The organism is Salinivibrio sp. AR640 (genome assembly GCF_001995405.1).
GTDB lineage: Bacteria > Pseudomonadota > Gammaproteobacteria > Enterobacterales > Vibrionaceae > Salinivibrio > Salinivibrio costicola.
Genome location: NZ_MUFD01000033.1, coordinates 13,875 through 32,715, shown reverse-complemented (window position 1 = coordinate 32,715; position 18,841 = coordinate 13,875). Strand labels below are relative to the sequence as shown.

The window sequence follows — 18,841 nt, the reverse complement described above, 5'->3', positions numbered from 1 at the left end:
ACTTATAACTTATGAAGTGTGTCCATCATTTATAAATCAGTCATTATCACTACGGATGTTATGTGGCTGTTAATTCAGATGGCTTTATTCTATGCGTGATTTGCTTTAAAACAGAGGGAGTGGGAATAGCTTATATCTTTATGATATGAAGTGTGTTTTGTGTCTTGCCGCCGGGCAAGTGCTGGTAGTTAGATGAATGAATATCCGAGATGATTAGGCCTTTATGGTGTTTTCTTCTGTGATGTTGATTTTTTGTGAAATATTTGCCAGATTGGAATCGCATCTCTCCAAGGCGAGGCAGCCCCTTGTTTTGGTTAGCACGTTGATCGTCACCTTTTGACGATATCAAGGATGAAAAATGTCACTGCTAGAAGTTAATAACCTCCGAATAGAGTACCCGTCTCGCCATGGTGTCCACGCGGCCGTGACCTCGCTGTCATTAACGATTGAGCGTGGTGAGATTGTCGGCGTGGTCGGTGAGTCCGGCGCAGGTAAATCAACCGTTGGAAATGCGGTGATTGATTTACTTAGCCCTCCAGGACGCATTGCCAGTGGTGATGTGTACCTCGATGGTCAAAAAATATCGGGCCTGACACCCAATCAAATTCGCAAAGTGCGTGGCGATAAGATTGGCTTTATTTTTCAAGATCCCATGACCTCGCTGAACCCGTTATTTACTGTCGAGCAACAGCTGACAGAAACGATAATAACCAACCTTAATCTGACGTCCCAGCAAGCCTATCAGCGTGCGATAAGCCTGATGGAGCAAGTCGGGATCCCAGAGCCTGAGTTGCGTATTAAGCAGTATCCGCATCAATTTTCTGGTGGGATGCGTCAGCGCGTGGTGATTGCGGTCGCATTGGCCGGTGAGCCAGATTTAATTATCGCTGATGAGCCAACGACAGCATTGGATGTTTCGATTCAAGACCAAATTCTCAATTTGATTCGCGATTTATGCCAGCAGAAAAATGTGGGTTGTATGTTAGTGACCCACGATATGGGCGTAGTGGCGAATGTGACCGATCGTGTCGCGGTCATGTATCGAGGTGACTTAGTTGAACTTGGCACTACACAGCAAGTGTTGGGCGATCCGCAACATCCTTATACCCAAAGCTTAATCTCCGCCGTGCCACGTTCCGATATCAAACTGGAACGTTTTCCTTTGGTGAATTACATCGAAGAAGCAGGCGAAACCCTTGAGCTGGATGTGAAGAACCACTGGCTAGGACAAAGCCAAGACCAACGCGCTTACTCTGGCCCCTTGTTACAAGTAAAGGACGTCTCGTTGCGATTTGTGACCAAGGATTCGTTTTTTGCCAGCCGTCGCGAATATGTCCAAGCCTCGGACCACGTCAGCTTTGATATTGTTGAAGGGGAAACTTTTGGTCTGGTCGGCGAGTCAGGCTCCGGGAAGTCAACCATCGCTCGGGCGATTACCGGGCTGTATCCGCCCAATACCGGCCAGATTATTTTTGAAGATATCGATTTGACCGCGATAAAAAGTGAGCGGGCCCGTCGTCCAATCCGTCGTCAAATGCAGATGGTGTTTCAAAACCCCTATTCATCCATGAACCCGCGGATGAAGATTTATGACATTATCGCGGAGCCGATTCGCTTTCACCGCTTGGCAGAAAGTGAGTCGCAAATCCGTCAAATTGTCGGAGACTTGCTCGATCACGTGGGATTAGGCCGTGGTGCTGGGATCAAATATCCGCATGAGTTTTCTGGTGGCCAGCGTCAGCGTATCTCGATTGCCCGCGCACTGGCGACGCGACCACGGTTGCTGATTTGTGACGAGCCAACCTCCGCGTTAGATGTCTCTGTTCAGGCTCAGATCTTAAATCTGCTTAAAGATCTGCAAGACGAGCTCAATCTGACCATGTTATTTATCAGCCATGATTTACCGGTGATTCGTCAAATGTGCGATCGCATTGGGGTGATGCGTAAAGGTCAGCTACTTGAAGTCGCTCCAACCGAGCAACTGTTTACTGACCCACAACATGAATATAGCCGTCATCTTATCTCATTAATGCCTGAGTTTAAGGGAATGAGCACAGAAGGTTTGCAACCGGCATAGCGTGCTATGTCGACGCGGCCAAGGGCCGCACCGTATCTATGATGCAAACACAGCAGGGGGTATATCCCCTACGCATAAAGGAGCTATGCAATGAAAACAATGAAGAGCAAGATAGCCGTGGCACTCATGGCCGCTGGCCTAAGTTTTAGTGCTGCCGCTGCCGACATTACAGTGGCTTATGACGCGGATCCCGTTTCTTTGGATCCGCATGAGCAACTGTCTGGTGGTACCTTACAGCTATCACACATGGTCTTCGACCCCTTGGTCCGCTTTACCCAAGAGATGGACTTCGAGCCTCGTCTTGCCACCTCGTGGGAGCGTATCGACAATCAAACCGTGCGTTTCAACCTTCGCGAAGGGGTCACTTTCCACTCCGGTAACCCATTTAGTGCTGATGACGTTGTTTGGACGTTTGATCGTTTGAAATCTTCGCCGGATTTTAAAGGGATTTTCACCCCAATCGTTGACATCAAAAAAGTCGATGAGCACACCGTTGATGTGGTCACCGACGGCACCTACCCACTGGTAGAAAACGTGATGACCTACGTGTTCCCCATGGACAGCAAATTCTATAGTGGTGAGACCGAAGACGGACGCGACAAATCTGAGCTGAAGAAAAATGGTTCAACGTATGCATCAACACACTTGTCAGGCACAGGGCCGTACGTGGTCGACGAACGTGAACAAGGCGTAGTGGTTGAATTTGACCGTAATGAGAATTACTGGGACAAAGACAGCGTAGGCAATGTCGACAACATCACGCTGCGTCCGATCAAAGAAGATGCCACCCGTGTCGCGGCACTGCTATCGGGTGATGTCGATATGATCGCCCCTGTATCGCCTAACGATTATCGTCGCATCGATCGCTCTGATAATTTGCAGCTGGTGACCATGCCTGGTACACGCGTGATTACCTTCCAAATGAACCAAAGTGTGGTGGAAGAATTTAAAGACCCGCGTGTCCGTCAAGCGGTGGCGTATGCGGTCAATAACGAAGGCATCGCGCAAAAAATCATGAAAGGCGCCGCGACACCGGCAAGCCAGCAAAGCCCAGTCGGTTATGCGGGTTACAATGCCGATCTCGCGCCGCGTTATGACTTGGCGAAAGCGAAAAAGTTGATGGAAGAAGCCGGTTATCCTGATGGTTTTTCTGTCACCATGATTGCCCCCAATAACCGCTATGTGAATGATGAAAAAATCGCTCAAGCGGTATCCGCGATGATGGCGAAAATCGGCATCAAAGTGGATTTACAGACCATGCCAAAAGCGCAGTACTGGCCTGAGTTTGATAAGTGTGAAGCCGGTATGCAAATGATCGGCTGGCACCCAGATACGGAAGATTCGGCTAACTTTACCGAGTTCCTCACCATGACCCGCAACGCTGACACGGGTAAAGGGCAGTATAACTGTGGCCATTACTCGAACAGTGAAGTGGACAAACTGGTACTCGATGCGAATTCAGAAACGGATCTGGAAAAACGTAACGCGATGCTGCAAAAGGTCGAGAAGATCTTGTATGACGATGCGGCTTTCCTTCCTCTGCACTGGCAAGATCCGTCTTGGGCAGCCAAAAATAACGTTAACATCAAACCGATCGTTAACGGTATGAACTTCCCTTACTTCGGCGATTTAGTGGTCGAGTAATGGATTGACACAGGGCCCCAATCCTGGGGCCTTGATTCTCCAATCGCTTAGAGGCACACATGGTAACGTTTTTAGTCAAACGTCTGGTACAGGCACTGATTGTGATGTTTGTCATCAGTCTGGTGGCGTTTGCTATCCAAGACAACCTTGGCGACCCCTTGCGGGAGCTGGTGGGACAATCAGTATCAGAAGCAGAGCGCGATGCGCTGCGCGATGAAATGGGACTTAATGATCCCTTTATAACCAAATATACTCGCTTTGTCGGTCAGGCCCTACAAGGTGATTTAGGCAATTCTTACTTCTTTAAACGACCGGTTGTCGATGTCATTTTAGATAAACTGGGCGCCACTTTAGAGCTGGTGGTCGGTGCGGCGTTGATCATCGTGGTGGTGTCGATTCCACTTGGTGTGTACGCCGCTATCCATCCCAAAAGTATACTTACCAAGATTATCATGGGCTTTAGTATCGTAGGGATTTCGATTCCCGTGTTCCTGACGGCAATCATGCTGATGTACGTCTTTTCCATTGAGCTTGGCTGGTTACCTTCCTATGGGCGAGGGGAAACGGCCAATTGGCTAGGTTGGGAGTCTGGCTTTTTCACCTTAGACGGCCTTGCGCACTTAGTATTACCCGCCGTGTCATTAGCCTCTATCATGTTGCCGCTATTTATTCGCTTGGTGCGTTCTGAAATGCTGGAAGCGTTGGGCACTGAATATGTCAAATTTGCGCGCGCGAAAGGGCTCCCCGAAAATAAGGTTTATTATCAGCATGCATTGAAAAACACCATGTTACCTGTGGTGACTGTAGGCGGAGTGCAAATCGGCACCATGATTGCCTATACCATTTTGACAGAAACCGTGTTTCAGTGGCCAGGAATGGGCTTTCTCTTTCTTGAAGCGATCAACCGTGTCGATACACCTTTGATTACTGCCTATGTCATTTTCGTCGGATTAATCTTTGTCGTCACCAATACATTTGTCGACTTACTGTATGGCCTGATAAATCCCACGGTTAACATTACCGGTAAGGAGGCGTAAGCGATGACACAAGCACATACCACCCCAAGTCGCTGGCAACGCTTTTTGGCCTCAGATTTCCTCTATCACTTTAAGCGTGACAAGGTGGCGATGGCCAGTTTTGCCATTTTTATGGTTTTTCTCCTACTGGCTGTGTTTGCGCCTTTGGTGGCACCAACCAATCCTTATGATTTGATGTCGATTGATATCATGGACTCAGAGTTACCGCCTGCTTGGATGGAATGGAGCGATCCTCGCTTCTTATTAGGGACGGATAACCAGGGCCGAGATATCTTATCCACTATGATTTATGGCCTGCGTATCTCTCTGACCATTGGCCTATGTGCGGTAGGATTACAGCTCATCTTAGGGACAATCATAGGACTGAGTGCGGGATACTTTGGCGGACGGATAGATAGCTTCTTTATGCGGATTGCAGATATTCAGCTGTCTTTCTCTACCATGATGGTGGCGATCATTGTGTCTGCGATTTTTAAAGCCAGCTTTGGTAGCGAGTTTTATAGTCAATATGCGATCTTGATGCTGGTGGTGATTATTGGGATTGCCGAATGGCCGCAATATGCGCGTACTATTCGTGCCTCTGTACTGGCGGAGAAGAAAAAAGAATATGTTGAAGCGGCGCGTGTAATGGGGTTTCGATCACCGCGTATTATGTTCCGGCACATTCTTCCCAACTGTCTGTCTCCGATCTTGGTGATTTCAACGGTTCAAGTGGCTAACGCGATTATGTCAGAAGCGGCATTATCGTTTTTAGGCTTGGGTATGCCTGTCGATCAGCCGTCTTTGGGCTCATTAATTAGTATTGGCTTTAATTACATTTTCTCTGGTTCGTGGTGGATAACGGTCTTTCCTGGAATTGCCTTAGTGCTGCTGGTGTTGGTTATCAACTTGCTGGGTGATTGGCTCAGGGATGTGTTTAACCCCAAAATTTATAAAGGATGAGAAAAATGGCTGCGTACGCAGCCATTTTTGTTCGTACCTAACAGCTTGAGAATCGTCAGCTTGAGTCATTGTACGACTTTGCTTAAGCTGATGAACATTAAGTGACGAAGGGAGTAAATCATGGGGCGGTGGCGAGGTCTGGTTGTCACGCTAATGGCAACGTGGGGAATGATATCCTCAGTGAATGCAGCGCAAACACCTTGTGCGATTATCGACAATCAGCAAGGTTGGCCGATCATTGGTGAAAAATGCGATATTGGCAATGGGCTGTGGGGTGATCAGTCTCCTGACCCGCAAAGTTCAGCATTTTGGGTCCAGTGCGGTGCCACAAACGGGGTACCATCACGTCAGTTTTATCAAACATTGCGCCAAGGTTTGCCGGATTTACCCTTTCAAGTGCAAGTTCGCGAAGGGCGTGGTCGTTGTTTAATTGGTCCCTATCAGGCTCTCGATGTCGCCAATGTGGTGCTTAAACGTGTACGCATGTTTGGTCCGACACGCCAAGCGGTGTTGCGCCAAACCCGTCAACCCCTATCTCAGCCTGCAGTTATACGCTTGCCGCCACTGGCGGAGACAAAAGCGTCTACTATGTCAGAGACAAAAGCGTCTACTCTGCCAAAGACAAGTGGAAAAGCAGGCCAATCCGAAGCCGCCTTCAATTTGAGCCACTTTGGTTTACCTGAGCCTGAGCAAGGTGACAAACAGTATACGGAAAAAGGGATGAGCTGGGTGCGGCTACCTTATGCGAAGGCGGAACCGCGTTGCCAGCAAGAAGGAATGGTACTTGCGTCCAAGCAGGACTTAACCCAGGTCGCCCAAGCCACCGATCAATTACCGATGCGTTTACCTTACTGGGTACAAGGCGCCCAGGGTGTTGATGCCAATACGGGCACGGTGGTCACGCGTAATCAAGTGGCAGCGCTCAATGTATTGTGTAAAAAAGGATAGCGAGTCGGCAAACTGGGGTTAGCTTTGATAGTAAGGTTAACCACAGAAGCAGTAAGGTTAACCACAGAAGCGATACGTGATGGCATCGCATCGACAAAAACGCCCCATTTTATGATGGGGCGTTTTTGTTACTGTCAGGCGTATTATGCTGCGGGCGGACGCTCGGGCAGTGCCATTTTTAAGGCGGTGCGCGAGATATCGCTGGCCGCTTGTCCTTGGTTGAGTTTATCTAACACATCGGCAAGGTAGGCATAATCACTGACATCAGTACGGTATTCGAGTGCTTGCTCAAAGTGGCTGCGCGCATCTTGCCATTTGCCTGCTTGCATCAGCAGCTGGCCCAGCGCGCTGTGAACAACTGGATTATGGCTATCGCGGGTTAGCAACTCTTCTAGCATGACCACGGCCGGATAACTGTCGGGTAAGTTGAGCGTAGGGATCAGTGCAATCAAGCGATCATCGGGCCGCTTTTTCAAGGTTTCACGCAATAAGATGTAGGCTTCAGAATCGGCATTTCGCGCCGACAAATGATGCACTAATCCAGCGAGCAGTGCGGGTTGGTTACGTTTGGCCTTCGGCAGTTGGTTCCAATGCGCAAGCAGCCCTTCTGCCCCTTTCTGACTGGCAACATGCGACATAACGCCAAGCTCGGCACGCTCATACAATACGTCAAGTTGTTCACTATTGAGCAGCTGTGCTTTTTTTAGCGTTGGAAGAAGGTTGAGCAACGCTGACCAATCTTCTAATTGGATATAGGTCTCTTTCAACAGGGACAGCATCACAGGGTTGCGTGGGTGTTGGCGTTTTATTGCCCGCAGTGAGGCCAATGCTTGCTCATACTGCCCGCTTTGGCTGTGTAACTGGGCGCGAGTGAGGGCGAGCGCTAAACTGTTGGCATTGATATCAGCGGCGTGTTGTAGGTACTGATCCCGCGCATGTAAATCTTGGCGTTGTTGTGCCGCTTCTGCGGCGGCGAGCAAGTTGTGCATGGGAGCATCACTATGTGAGCGCGCTTTAGCGAGGAGCTTTTCCGCCTTTTTCCACTCGCCCTCGCGTAATTTCATTAAGCCAGTCTGGGTCTGCTGGCGAGCTTTACGCTGTTTCCGGCCGGATAACCAACCACTGGCAGTACTGCTCATCGAAAAGAGTTTTCTTAGCACCCACTCTAGGGCCCAGAGCACTGCAATGAGCGCGGCGATGAGCACTAAGAGGGTTGTAACGCTCATTTCAATGGTTTGCTGGGCCGCTGAAATGAGCACGTAGCCTTGGTGACCAGCCAGTTGTGGGCCAACCACCAAGCCTGCCGCCAAAACGAGGACAAGTAACAGCAGTCGTATCATGATTGGCCTCCTGTTAGCGGTGCAATATCTCGGCGCAATCGGGTATCAATCTCATCACTGACGAGCGTTTGGCTGCTGAGCTTTTGCGGAAGGTCGACCCCAATACGCTGTTCGTTCAGGGCGTTGAGTTGCTCAACAAAACGGCGGGTGGCGTTAGCATCCTGATTATAAAAGCGTAGCGCCCAGTCTTGGGCCATGCCAAGTGCTTCATGATAGAGGGTGTCATTCCCTTGATAGACAGCCCGCATGGCTTGATCGAGCTTGTTTTTTAGGTTCTCTTGCAAATAATAGCTTTGTGTCGGCGAGAGCAGTGGCACCACATTACCGTCGCGTTTGCGGTAGGTAATGAAATCATCAACAAATCCTTTCAGTGAGGTGGTCAGGTTTGCTTGCCAATCGTTGATCGACTCGCTCACCACCGGAGCTTGCGTTTCCTCTGCCTCAGGGATCACCGCGCTGGCAAGGGGTAAGTCCTCGACTTGTCGTTGCATGCTCGTTAAGCGCAACACTATGCCATCTTTATCCACCCGCTTGACCGCTTTTAAAGCCGTTATATCGTCAGCTAACGCTTGGCGAATCGGTACCAACGACGGGTCGTTGAGCTGGGCAATGCGATGATCTGCTGCTTCCATCAGCGCTGTGGCGCTTTGCGCATCGTGCTCAAGCCACACTTTGCGCCCTGCCATACGAATTAAATAATCCGCTTCCGCAAGTAACCAATCGTTAGGTCGGCGGCCTTTCACATCGGCCATTGCCTTTTGCAGACTCTTCAGGCTGCTATCTTGTTGATTAAGTCGTGTTGTAGTGGCGTCCTCAAGTTGCTCTCTCGCTTTTTCAGCGGCTTTTTGTTGCTGGCTAAGGGATTGTTCAAGGTTAGCAATTTTAGATTGTTGCGCCGATACTGTGTTTTGTAAAACAGTCGCTTGCTGGTGCCCATGATAGAACACCCATCCACTCGAGCCGAGTGCTATCGCGATGGCAATCGCGCCAAGAACAATACCGCCACGTCCTCCTGATGATGCGCTTTTTTTTGCTGTTTTCCCTGATGAGGAGGCATCCGTGGCGTGTGTCTTGGGTGACGAGGGCGTCGTAGCCTTGTTTGATTTGGTGTCGGTGTTTTTGTTGTCAGTCATCCGAAAGTCCCGTTTTACTTAACCTGAGCAGCGTGTGAACTAGGGCTGAATTGGCCACGCTGTCAACGGTCGTAATCGTGTCAAAATCGAGCCCTGTGGCTTGATCTTGAATCCTTTTACTGGGCACCAGTATACGGCATTGGCGCAGCCAGTGCTGTCCGCTTAATGTGATAAGTTGATCAAAGTAGGCTAATTGTTGGCCACTGGTGATCACCACGGTGTCGATAGTGTCTTTAGGCCAGCTTACTACTTGCGATACTAAAGGCTCAATGGCCCATTGTCGCCGATAGGTCTCGCAATAGTGAACTTGCGCGCCTTGATCGCTGAGTGTTTTTGCCATCATATCGCGGCCACTGTCACCGCGAAGAATCACCACCTGCGCCCCCTTCACCGCCATAAATGGAGCCAGTGCTAGCATGCCCTCACTGTCTTCGCGGACCGGGTATTGGACAGGCTGGCCGCAGACGGCTTGCCACTCATGAGCAGTGCGTTGCCCGACGGCAACATAATGACAATCACTGGGCCAGGCCATCTCCTGGCGTTGCAATGCCTGATGCGCAAAGGCCATGGCGCGTGGGCTCACTGCGACCAAGATGCTGTCGGCGGGCAGTGAGCCGAGCAAGGTGGCGAAGGTTGGTAAGTCTCGCCCCGGCGCAAAACTGAGTAGCGGGCAGGCGATCGCCGCCAGCCCTTGTCGGGTAAGCTGATCGACTAACTCACTACAGTCTGGCTCGGGGCGAACGATAACCGTGGTCATGCGTCGTCTTGATAAAGTTTATCCAGAATTTGGCGCGCACCTTGAGCGAGAAGCTGCTCGGCTAAATCTGTCCCTAGTGCTTCCCCTTTCTCTAATGGGCCGGTGATTTCGGCACGTAAGATGGTCGAGCCATCCGGTTCGCCCACTAAGGCGCGCAACCAAATTTTGTTGCCTTGAATTTCCGAATAGCTGCCAATAGGCACTTGGCATCCGCCTTCAAGACGATTATTCATCGCGCGTTCACAAAGTACACGTTGTGTGGTGCTGGCATCAGAAAGGGGGGCCAATAAGGTCCGAATACGTTCATCATCCAATCGACACTCGATACCCACGGCACCTTGCCCAACCGCCGGCAAGATGACTTCTGGTGGAATTTCATTACGTATGCGTTCATGTAAACCTAACCGTTTTAACCCAGCGGCGGCGAGAACGATCGCATCATACTGACCATCATCCAATTTCCCTAGGCGGGTGCCGACATTGCCGCGTAAGGTATTAATGATCAGATCCGGGCGACGTTCACGTAGTTGTGATTCGCGGCGCAGGCTAGACGTGCCGACGACAGCCCCTTCGGGTAAATCATCAATGCTGTTGTAATGGTTAGAGACGAAAGCATCGCGTGGGTCACCGCGCTCACAGATGGTGACCAATCCCAGCCCTTCTGGAAACTCAACCGGGACATCTTTCATCGAGTGCACGGCAATATCCGCGCGGCCGTCAAGCATTGCTTGTTCAAGCTCTTTAATAAACAAGCCTTTACCACCGATTTTAGCGAGGGGCGTGTCCAGAATCACGTCACCTTTAGTGACCATAGGCACGAGCTCGACGGTCAAGCCAGGATGGGAAGCTTCGAGTGCTTCTTTAACAAATTCCGCTTGCCAGAGCGCCAAAGGACTTTTGCGTGTGGCAATGCGCACGGGTGTTGAGTACATGGTGTTGCTTCCTTCTTGATTCATAACCACCATCGTATCATTGCCATTGGGTGGCTCGTAATAGTCGTCAATCGCTTTCGAGATTTATGATGGGCTTATCGTCATATAGGTGAAAAAATGTGATCGATAGCGTATTATTTACGCAAATAGTGAGATCGTTGGGCGGCACAAAGTGAAAGTTACGACTAAGGTAGTAGAGCGTAAAAGTTGATATTGGTCTCAAAAAGCGCCTATAGTGCGTCACGAATCTCACCACACAGGCATCGGGGTTATTGACTTTACCCGAGTTGTCGAGAGTGTTACATTGATCACGTTTTGTTATCTGCAATTGGGCGGATACGGTGAAGACAGTAACGTCGACCTGTTGACCAGGATGTCAACGAATCTGGATGATTGCCTTGCAAACATACGTACAACAGCAAACTGAGCGCATAGAGGCGTTTAACCGCGTGAGAATGGATCGCGCGCGGTCAGCAATGAGTCGTCAAGCTCAAGCCATTTTTGATGTGCTGCCAGTGCTTTTACATCTCAACCACCCCGCATTGCCCGGGTTTTGTGGCGACAGTGTGCCTTTTGGTATCGCTGATTATCAGCTTGACGAGACACAACGTGAGTTTGTCTCTGACTGCCTGATCCACTCAAAGACGCGCTTCTCCTCTTTAACTGCATGCGTTGATGAACGTCGTCGTCATCCGATTAAAGGCATGTATACCATGGGCAGTACCGGCTCGATGGGACAAAGCCTCACCAGTGATCTGGATATCTGGGTATGCATTGATGCTGCCGTCACCACCGCCCAGCGTGATAAACTCGATGCCAAGTGCATGGCGATTTCCGAATGGGCGCTAAACCAAGGGGTTGAAGCCAACTTCTTTTTAGTGTGTGAAGGGCGGTTCCGCCATCACCTCAGCCAAACCATGACCAGTGATAACTGTGGTACCAGTCAGCACTTTTTGTTGCTTGATGAATTTTATCGTTCGTCAATGCGTGTTGCGGGGCAAAAGCTGCTTTGGTACATGGTCCCGCCAGAAATGGAAGACTGTTACGACGACTATGTCGATACCTTGGTGGCAGACCATGGTCTTGACCGACGTGATTGGGTCGATTTTGGTGGCCTGCCGACCATCCCGGCGGAAGAATACTTCGGCTCGAGCTTGTGGCAGCTTTATAAAAGTATCGATTCACCGTATAAATCGGTACTCAAAGCGATATTACTTGAAGCGTACTCGTGGCAGTACCCTGGCACCCAACTACTAAGTGTTGATGGTAAGCGCCGCTTTTATGCCGGCTGGGTTGATGTATACCAGTCCGATGCGTATTACCTGATGTTGGAAAAAGTGACGCGCTACCTCGAGTCAATTGGCGACGCCCGCCGCTTAGACCTTGTCCGTCGCTGTTTTTATCTCAAAACCCATGAAAAATTAACGCAGTCACCGTCGACCGGCTCAGTGGCATGGCGGCGTGACGTGCTGCGTCTATTGGCTCATGAGTGGGGCTGGGACGAGCAGGCGTTGACGTATCTGGATAACCGCCGTCACTGGAAAGTTGAGGAAGTGCAGTACGCACACAACGAGCTGCTTGATGCGTTAATGCAAAGCTATCGTAATTTGATTCGCTTTGCGCGCCGCAATGACATCACCTCGGCGATCAGCCCGCAAGATATTAGTACGTTAGCGCGTAAGCTTTATGCCGCGTTTGAAGAGCTACCGGGTAAAGTGACCTTGCTGAATCCGCAGATTTCACCGGATCTGCACGAGCCAAACCTGACCTTGATTCAAGTGCCCGAAGGGCGAACGAATCGACCGGGATGGTATTTATATAAACATTCCCTGGATCCGGTTGACATCATCGGTCGTGCGCCACTGGAGCATAACAGCTATCTGTCTAAGCTGATCGCTTGGGCGTTTTTTAATGGTTTACTGACCGAGTCGACGCATTTGCACACCGTAGTACGTGATGCAGACGTTGATATTGATACCCTGTATCAATTGGTCAGTGACATTCGCAACACCTTCTCTCTGCGGCCGCCACGCCCAACCTTGGACGCGTTATCAAGCCCCTGTGAAATTCGTCAGCTCGCCTTGTTTATTAACTTAGAGCAAGACCCGACGTCGGCGTATAAAAAACCATCGATGCGGTTTGATTTTAAAAATAGCGATATCTTTAGCTATGGCCCCGAGCAAACCTGCCTGGTGGGCAGTGTTGATTTGGTCTATCGCAACTCGTGGAATGAGGTCCGGACACTCAACTATCGCGGTGATGATGCGATTCTTGAAGCGCTGAAAACCATGTTAGGAAAAATGCACCAAGATGCGGTGCCACCTGAATCGGTCGATGTGTTCTGCTATTCGAGTAAAATGCGCGGCCTGATCCGCAACTTGGTCTACCAACTGGTGGCGGAATGCATTGAACTTAGGCTAAAACCGGTTGAAAAAGAAAAACGTCGTCGATTCAAAGCGTTGCGTATCGGATCGCAAACGCACGGCTTGTTCTTTGAACGTCGTGGCGTGTCCGTGCAACGTTTAGAAAATTCGGTCGATTTTTATCGCTGCATTTCCACGAATAAAGTGAATGGCACGCCGGTGATGGTGGTGGATAATCCGCAAGATGTGCACCCACCCGCGGTCGTCGATGCCTACGCCAGTGAAGGCTTGGTGCAGTTTTTCTTTGAAGACTGCGCCAATGGCTACAATCTTTATATTCTTGATGAGAGCAATCGCGTTGAAGTGTACCGCCAGTGCAGTGGTGATAAAACAGAGATGGTACAGGGCGTGAACCGTTTTTATACCTCCTCTCACGACCGTTATAGCTACAGTGCTAATTTTATTAACTTTAACTTGCCGCAGTTTTATCAGATTGTCACCGATGATCGCGGTGAGCCACAGGCGTTACCTTTTAAGTGCGATACACAATGGCAGCCGCCTCGCCAACCACCTCACGATGGCTTTAGTGGACAAGTGGCGTCATTTAAATAACCCAGAGAGCGGCTTTTTAGTACGCTCTCTGGGCATTGTTAGCGCCTGCTTCAGATCACCAAGATACCGGCTCTCCAGCATGCCTGCTGCACTCTTGTTGGACTAAATCCATTAAGATTAAGCCGGTCTTGCTGCACGTCCACTCGCCCTCTTTTAACGCGAAATGAAAACCGCCACCTTTTGACGCGACCCAAATTTCTTGCATCGGCTCTTGACGGTTAATGATGATCTGGCTGCCATCGTCAAATTCGAGTGTCATCACATTGCCGACACTCTCATAATCGATGTCGGCGCCTGAGTCATCGATACCTTCTTCGATGGCCTGCATTTGCAAATCGACTAGCTGATGATATTCCGTTGTATTCATCCCGTTATATCCTATTGCTTTTCATGGTTGTGATGCGATTATAGAGGGCATTGACTCGATAATCACTGGCATTCACTATGCGAAAACTCGTCATTTTATTGATACTCACAGGCATCATGACACTGACCGGCTGTGGCCAACAAGGGCCCCTGTATTATCCGGACGAACAACCGACGCAAAATCAATAACCCACGACAACAGGGACGAACACCTTGGATTACTTTAATTATCAGGACGACGGCCAGCTATGGGCCGAATCATTGCCATTGGCTCAGCTTGCCAACGATTACGGCACGCCATTGTATGTGTACTCGCGCGCGACCTTGGAGCGCCATTGGCATGCTTTTGATTGTGCTGTGGGCGATCATCCACATCTTGTATGCTATGCCGTGAAAGCGAACTCAAATATTGGCGTATTAGATATTCTGGCACGGCAAGGATCGGGTTTTGATATTGTGTCGCAAGGTGAATTGGAGCGCGTCTTGGTTGCAGGCGGCGATCCGGCGAAGGTCGTATTTTCAGGTGTGGGTAAAACGGCGGTTGAAATGCGGCGAGCGCTGGAAGTGGGGATAAAATGTTTCAATGTCGAATCACACTCTGAGCTTGACCGCTTAAACCAAGTGGCGGGCGAACTGGGTGTCGAGGCGCCAATCTCTCTGCGCATTAATCCGGATGTTGATGCCAATACGCACCCTTATATTTCCACGGGCCTCAAAGAAAACAAATTTGGCATTGCTTTCGGGGAAGCGCTAAATAGTTTTCGCTATGCTGCCAGTTTGCCCCATCTGAAGGTGGAAGGTATTGATTGCCATATCGGTTCGCAGCTAACGGATCTGACCCCCTTTATTGAGTCCACAGACCGCCTGTTGGCCTTAATTGATACTTTGGCGCAAGAAGGCATTCAGATTCGCCACCTTGATGTTGGTGGCGGCCTCGGGGTGACCTACAGTGATGAAAAACCACCGCAGCCTTCGGAATATGCCAAAGCGTTGCTGGCGCGTTTGGATAAGCATCGCCATCTTGAGCTGATTTTTGAGCCAGGCCGTGCCATTGCTGCTAATGCCGGCGTCTTGCTTACCAAGGTGGAATTTCTTAAACACAGCGAACATAAGAATTTTGCCATTATTGATGCCGGTATGAACGACTTAATTCGTCCTTCCTTGTATCAAGCTTACCAAGAAATTATTCCGGTGGTGCCGCGTCAAGGAGAGCCCAAAACCTACGATTTAGTGGGTCCGGTGTGCGAAACCGGAGATTATTTAGGTAAGAATCGCTCGCTAGTATTAGCTCCAGATGATTTGTTGGCGGTGCGTTCAGCGGGTGCGTATGGCTTTGTGATGGCCTCTAACTATAATTCGCGCTGTCGTCCTGCCGAAATCGTTGTCGACGGTGAACACGCATACTTAGTGCGTGAGCGTGAAAGCTTGGCGTCACTGTGGCAACTTGAAAAGCGCCTACCAGAATAAGGATTGGCATGCAGATACAGTTTGCAAAAATGCACGGACTGGGCAACGACTTTATGGTGGTTGACTGTGTTACACAAAATGCGTTTTTCTCCCCGGATCTTATCCGGCGTTTAGCCGATCGTCATCGGGGTATCGGCTTTGATCAACTACTGGTGGTGGAGCCGCCTTATGATCCGGAAACCGACTTTCACTATCGGATTTTTAATCCTGATGCGTCTGAAGTTGCCCAATGTGGCAATGGCGCGCGTTGTTTTGCCCGTTTTGTGCGCATGAAAGGGCTCACTAATAAATATCAAGTTAATGTCAGCACCCAAGCGGGAAAAATGCGGCTACATATTGAGAACGACAACCAGGTGCGGGTGAATATGGGCGAGCCTATTTTCACGCCGGGCAAGATCCCGTTTCGGGCTAATTCACAAGAAAAGACCTATTTGATGCGCGTAGCGGAACAGACTTTATTTGTCGGGGCCGTGAGTATGGGAAATCCACATGTCGTCACAGTGGTCGATGATATTGATACGGCGGATGTCGAGACGCTGGGGCCGCTACTCGAAAATCATGAGCGTTTTCCCGAGCGTGTGAATGCCGGCTTTATGCAGATTCTTTCTCGTAATGCGATTAAGCTTCGGGTGTATGAGCGCGGCGCCGGAGAGACTCAAGCTTGCGGCAGTGGCGCTTGTGCCGCGGTAGCGGTAGGGATCGATCAAGGGTTGTTGGATGAGCAAGTCACCGTCACGCTACCGGGTGGGGATTTACGGATTCTCTGGCGTGGTCCGGGCCAGCCTTTATCGATGACCGGGCCTGCAACACATGTATATGATGGACAATTGCAATTATGAATCACGGGATAGACGCCACCACATTGGAAACCATGCCGTTGAGCGAGGAAGCGGTAGCCGAGTATTTAACTGATAATCCGGACTTTTTTCTGCGTCAGCGTGATTTGCTGGCGCGGTTAACCATCCCGCACGCTGAACAAGGGGCAGTCTCCTTAGTCGAAATTCAGCTCAAGCGCTTGCGTGAGCGCGTCGCAGAGTTAGAAGAAGACATTACCCAGCTGATGAGTCTCGGTGCCAAAAACGATCGCTTATTTCGTGCGTTTGCTGAGACGCATCAAGCACTACTTCGCACGAATCAGCCGCACGACGTGCAAAAAATATTACAGACGCTCAGTGCGCAATTACAGCTCAACGTCAGTGTCTGTGTTTATCACGATATTGCGGGGATGACGGCCATTCCTCGTCAAGCGGTGGATCAACTGAAAAACCATCACTTTGCTGGCCGCCGTTGCTATTTGGGCCGTTTGCGCCGAGTCGATGCCGAAGTGGTGATGGCACAGCCACCTGAACTGGGGTCATTTGCCTTGGTGCCAATTAAAGGTGAGGGCAAAGAGTGGGGACTACTGAGCTTTGCCAGTGCAGATGGCGGGCACTTCCAGCCGGATATGGATACGCTGTTTCTTGAGCAGCTGGCTTCGCATTTAGCCATTTTATGCAGCCAGTGGGCGCAAAAAGGTGAGAGCCAGTGACCGACGAGACACCTCGCGAACCTGCCAGCGCACCGCGCTCACTGACGGTGCCTTTGGACCGTTTTTATCAATATCAGCTGAGCGAGCGTGGTCTCAGTGCGCATACCCAGCGTAATTATCAGCGCCAGTTAGATAAAATTGTCGACTTTCTGACCGCGCGCGGCATCGCTCACTGGACCGATGTTGATGCTGACTGGGTGCGACAAATTTCGAGCCAAGCCAAACGTGATGGGCTGAAACCGGGCAGTATTGCTTTACGTTTGTCCGCGCTGCGTAGCTTTTTTGACTATCTGGTGCAAGACGAACAGCTTGCCGCCAATCCTGCCAAAGGGGTCTCGGCGCCGAAACAAGGCCGTCATCTCCCGAAAAATTTGGATGTGGATGAAATGCATCAGCTGCTTGAAGTGGACGAAGACGATCCTTTGTCGGTGCGTGATCGGGCGATGATGGAACTGATGTATGGCGCGGGGCTACGTTTGGCCGAGCTGGTGGATCTTAACGTCCGTGATGTCTCAGTACGCAAAGGGGATTTACGTGTCATCGGTAAAGGAGAAAAAGAGCGCATTGTGCCTTTTTCCGGCATGGCAAAAACCTGGGTGATGAACTGGCTCAAAGTACGTAATCAGCTCCTCAAAGGCCCAGAAGACGCGCTGTTTATTTCTAAGCTCGGCCAGCGTATCTCGCATCGGAGCGTGCAAAAACGCATGGCAGAGTGGGGGCAAAAGCAGTCGGTCAATAGTCATATTAATCCCCATAAATTGCGCCACAGTTTTGCCACCCATATGTTGGAATCTTCGGGGGATCTGCGTGCAGTGCAAGAGCTGCTCGGCCATGCCGATTTGAGCACCACACAAATTTATACCCACTTAGATTTTCAACACTTGGCGAAAGTGTACGATGCCGCGCATCCCAGAGCGCGCAAATCAGGTCCAGATAAAAAACCGAACTCGGAGTCGTGATATGAAATTTTATCGTCGCTTACAGGCGTTTGATGCGGTGAGTTTTGACTTGGATGACACCTTGTACGATAACTGGCCGGTGATCGCACGCGCCGAGGCGGCGTTAACTGACTACTTGCGCGAGCATTGTCCGCCAATTGCCGCGCTTGATAATGTGACGATGGCGGGTTTTCGTCGCCAAGCGCGCGACCAGAACCCAGCACAACGCTTTGATGTGACCACGATGCGGGTTGCCCAGCTGACGCTTGCCGGTGAGCATGTTGGCTTCACGGCCGAGCAAGCGCGCGTCCAAGCCCAAGCGGCCACGACCTTCTTCTGCGGTTATCGTAGTGATTTTACTCCGCCGGCACAAAGTTTGGCTTACTTAAAAGCGTGGTCCGAGACGTTGCCATTGGTGGCGATCACCAATGGCAACGTCGACACCGATGCGATTGGAATGACGCCGTTTTTCCAGCATATTTTCCGTGCCGGTGAACACGGCGCGGCCAAGCCAAGCCCTGAGATGTTTGCTCAAGCCGCGCAGGCCTTGGGCCTCGCCCCAGCGCGCATTCTACATGTCGGCGATCATTTAAGCTCGGATGTTGCCGGCGCGCGTCAAGCGGGCATGCAAGCATGCTGGATTCGCCCAGAGCGGCAATCACCCATGATGCACAAAGGGCGCACCTTGCCGGATGTGGCGATCGATGATTTATCTGAGCTCGATAGCTTAATTCAGCAGTGGCACCGTTAGGCCGCG

General features: G+C 50.5%; 17 protein-coding genes. 12 read left to right on the top strand and 5 right to left on the bottom strand.

Features of this window, described 5'->3' with window-relative positions; genetic code table 11:
- Positions 1–358 precede the first annotated feature (358 nt).
- The 5 genes from BZG75_RS13860 to BZG75_RS13840 all read left to right on the top strand — a co-directional run bounded on the left by BZG75_RS13860 (position 359) and on the right by BZG75_RS13840 (position 6,648).
- Positions 359–2,077, top strand: a complete 1,719-nt coding sequence (locus BZG75_RS13860) for a dipeptide ABC transporter ATP-binding protein (RefSeq protein ID WP_077577300.1) — start codon at positions 359–361, stop codon at positions 2,075–2,077.
- 90 nt (positions 2,078–2,167) lie between these two features.
- On the top strand, positions 2,168–3,721 hold the full coding sequence (locus BZG75_RS13855) for an ABC transporter substrate-binding protein (protein ID WP_077577299.1): 1,554 nt from the start codon (positions 2,168–2,170) through the stop codon (positions 3,719–3,721).
- 59 nt (positions 3,722–3,780) lie between these two features.
- Positions 3,781–4,758, top strand: coding sequence for an ABC transporter permease (locus BZG75_RS13850; protein ID WP_021022169.1), 978 nt, complete (start codon positions 3,781–3,783; stop codon positions 4,756–4,758).
- A 3-nt stretch (positions 4,759–4,761) separates the two neighbouring features.
- Entirely contained in the window at positions 4,762–5,700 is a 939-nt protein-coding gene (locus tag BZG75_RS13845; protein WP_077577298.1) for an ABC transporter permease, read from the top strand.
- A 120-nt stretch (positions 5,701–5,820) separates the two neighbouring features.
- Entirely contained in the window at positions 5,821–6,648 is an 828-nt protein-coding gene (locus BZG75_RS13840; protein ID WP_077577297.1) for a hypothetical protein, read from the top strand.
- A 143-nt stretch (positions 6,649–6,791) separates the two neighbouring features.
- Here the strand turns inward: BZG75_RS13840 and BZG75_RS13835 are convergent, their stop codons facing one another.
- The 4 genes from BZG75_RS13835 to hemC are packed head-to-tail and all read right to left on the bottom strand — an operon-like array spanning position 6,792 to position 10,810.
- A complete protein-coding gene (locus tag BZG75_RS13835) occupies positions 6,792–7,988 on the bottom strand; it encodes a heme biosynthesis HemY N-terminal domain-containing protein (protein ID WP_077577296.1) in 1,197 nt (398 codons plus the stop codon).
- Entirely contained in the window at positions 7,985–9,121 is a 1,137-nt protein-coding gene (locus BZG75_RS13830) for a uroporphyrinogen-III C-methyltransferase (protein WP_077577295.1), read from the bottom strand. The genes BZG75_RS13835 and BZG75_RS13830 overlap by 4 nt, the downstream gene beginning before the upstream one ends.
- On the bottom strand, positions 9,114–9,878 hold the full coding sequence (locus tag BZG75_RS13825) for a uroporphyrinogen-III synthase (RefSeq protein WP_077577294.1): 765 nt from the start codon (positions 9,876–9,878) through the stop codon (positions 9,114–9,116). The genes BZG75_RS13830 and BZG75_RS13825 overlap by 8 nt, the downstream gene beginning before the upstream one ends.
- Positions 9,875–10,810 carry a hydroxymethylbilane synthase gene (gene hemC, locus BZG75_RS13820; protein WP_077577302.1) on the bottom strand — a complete coding sequence of 312 codons (936 nt, stop codon included), beginning with the start codon at positions 10,808–10,810 and terminating at the stop codon, positions 9,875–9,877. Before hemC ends, BZG75_RS13825 begins: the two co-directional genes overlap by 4 nt.
- A 389-nt stretch (positions 10,811–11,199) precedes the next feature.
- On the opposite strand from hemC, the gene BZG75_RS13815 reads away from it, so the two are divergent.
- On the top strand, positions 11,200–13,785 hold the full coding sequence (locus BZG75_RS13815; protein WP_077461694.1) for a class I adenylate cyclase: 2,586 nt from the start codon (positions 11,200–11,202) through the stop codon (positions 13,783–13,785).
- 55 nt (positions 13,786–13,840) lie between these two features.
- Here BZG75_RS13815 and cyaY read toward each other — a convergent pair whose 3' ends face one another.
- Positions 13,841–14,152, bottom strand: a complete 312-nt coding sequence (cyaY, locus tag BZG75_RS13810) for an iron donor protein CyaY (RefSeq protein WP_021022161.1) — start codon at positions 14,150–14,152, stop codon at positions 13,841–13,843.
- A gap of 77 nt (positions 14,153–14,229) precedes the next feature.
- Here cyaY and lptM point away from each other — a divergent pair, with 77 nt between their 5' ends.
- Genes lptM through BZG75_RS13785 form a run of 6 tightly spaced genes read left to right on the top strand, consistent with a single transcriptional unit; the run spans position 14,230 to position 18,835 of the window.
- Positions 14,230–14,340, top strand: coding sequence for an LPS translocon maturation chaperone LptM (gene lptM / locus BZG75_RS15595; RefSeq protein ID WP_241824095.1), 111 nt, complete (start codon positions 14,230–14,232; stop codon positions 14,338–14,340).
- A 24-nt stretch (positions 14,341–14,364) separates the two neighbouring features.
- Positions 14,365–15,618 (top strand): diaminopimelate decarboxylase, encoded by a 1,254-nt coding sequence (gene lysA, locus BZG75_RS13805; RefSeq protein WP_077461693.1) that lies wholly within the window; start codon positions 14,365–14,367, stop codon positions 15,616–15,618.
- Positions 15,619–15,626: 8 nt separating this feature from the next.
- Positions 15,627–16,457 (top strand): diaminopimelate epimerase, encoded by an 831-nt coding sequence (gene dapF, locus BZG75_RS13800; RefSeq protein WP_077461692.1) that lies wholly within the window; start codon positions 15,627–15,629, stop codon positions 16,455–16,457.
- A complete protein-coding gene (locus tag BZG75_RS13795; RefSeq protein WP_077577293.1) occupies positions 16,454–17,146 on the top strand; it encodes a DUF484 family protein in 693 nt (230 codons plus the stop codon). The genes dapF and BZG75_RS13795 overlap by 4 nt, the downstream gene beginning before the upstream one ends.
- Positions 17,143–18,105: a tyrosine recombinase XerC gene (xerC, locus tag BZG75_RS13790; RefSeq protein ID WP_021022157.1), complete on the top strand. Its 963-nt coding sequence runs from the start codon at positions 17,143–17,145 to the stop codon at positions 18,103–18,105. The genes BZG75_RS13795 and xerC overlap by 4 nt, the downstream gene beginning before the upstream one ends.
- 1 nt (position 18,106) lies before the next feature.
- Entirely contained in the window at positions 18,107–18,835 is a 729-nt protein-coding gene (locus BZG75_RS13785) for an HAD-IA family hydrolase (protein ID WP_158009994.1), read from the top strand.
- Positions 18,836–18,841: the final 6 nt, after the last annotated feature.

Bases quoted from the DNA above. Each gene is read 5' to 3' on its own strand.
- BZG75_RS13860 (WP_077577300.1), top strand. From the start codon at position 359: ATGTCACTGCTAGAAGTTAATAACCTCCGAATAGAGTACCCGTCTCGC.
- BZG75_RS13855 (WP_077577299.1), top strand. From the start codon at position 2,168: ATGAAAACAATGAAGAGCAAGATAGCCGTGGCACTCATGGCCGCTGGC.
- BZG75_RS13850 (WP_021022169.1), top strand. From the start codon at position 3,781: ATGGTAACGTTTTTAGTCAAACGTCTGGTACAGGCACTGATTGTGATG.
- BZG75_RS13845 (WP_077577298.1), top strand. From the start codon at position 4,762: ATGACACAAGCACATACCACCCCAAGTCGCTGGCAACGCTTTTTGGCC.
- BZG75_RS13840 (WP_077577297.1), top strand. From the start codon at position 5,821: ATGGGGCGGTGGCGAGGTCTGGTTGTCACGCTAATGGCAACGTGGGGA.
- BZG75_RS13835 (WP_077577296.1), bottom strand. From the start codon at position 7,988: ATGATACGACTGCTGTTACTTGTCCTCGTTTTGGCGGCAGGCTTGGTG.
- BZG75_RS13830 (WP_077577295.1), bottom strand. From the start codon at position 9,121: ATGACTGACAACAAAAACACCGACACCAAATCAAACAAGGCTACGACG.
- BZG75_RS13825 (WP_077577294.1), bottom strand. From the start codon at position 9,878: ATGACCACGGTTATCGTTCGCCCCGAGCCAGACTGTAGTGAGTTAGTC.
- hemC (WP_077577302.1), bottom strand. From the start codon at position 10,810: ATGTACTCAACACCCGTGCGCATTGCCACACGCAAAAGTCCTTTGGCG.
- BZG75_RS13815 (WP_077461694.1), top strand. From the start codon at position 11,200: ATGATTGCCTTGCAAACATACGTACAACAGCAAACTGAGCGCATAGAG.
- cyaY (WP_021022161.1), bottom strand. From the start codon at position 14,152: ATGAATACAACGGAATATCATCAGCTAGTCGATTTGCAAATGCAGGCC.
- lptM (WP_241824095.1), top strand. From the start codon at position 14,230: ATGCGAAAACTCGTCATTTTATTGATACTCACAGGCATCATGACACTG.
- dapF (WP_077461692.1), top strand. From the start codon at position 15,627: ATGCAGATACAGTTTGCAAAAATGCACGGACTGGGCAACGACTTTATG.
- BZG75_RS13795 (WP_077577293.1), top strand. From the start codon at position 16,454: ATGAATCACGGGATAGACGCCACCACATTGGAAACCATGCCGTTGAGC.
- BZG75_RS13785 (WP_158009994.1), top strand. From the start codon at position 18,107: ATGAAATTTTATCGTCGCTTACAGGCGTTTGATGCGGTGAGTTTTGAC.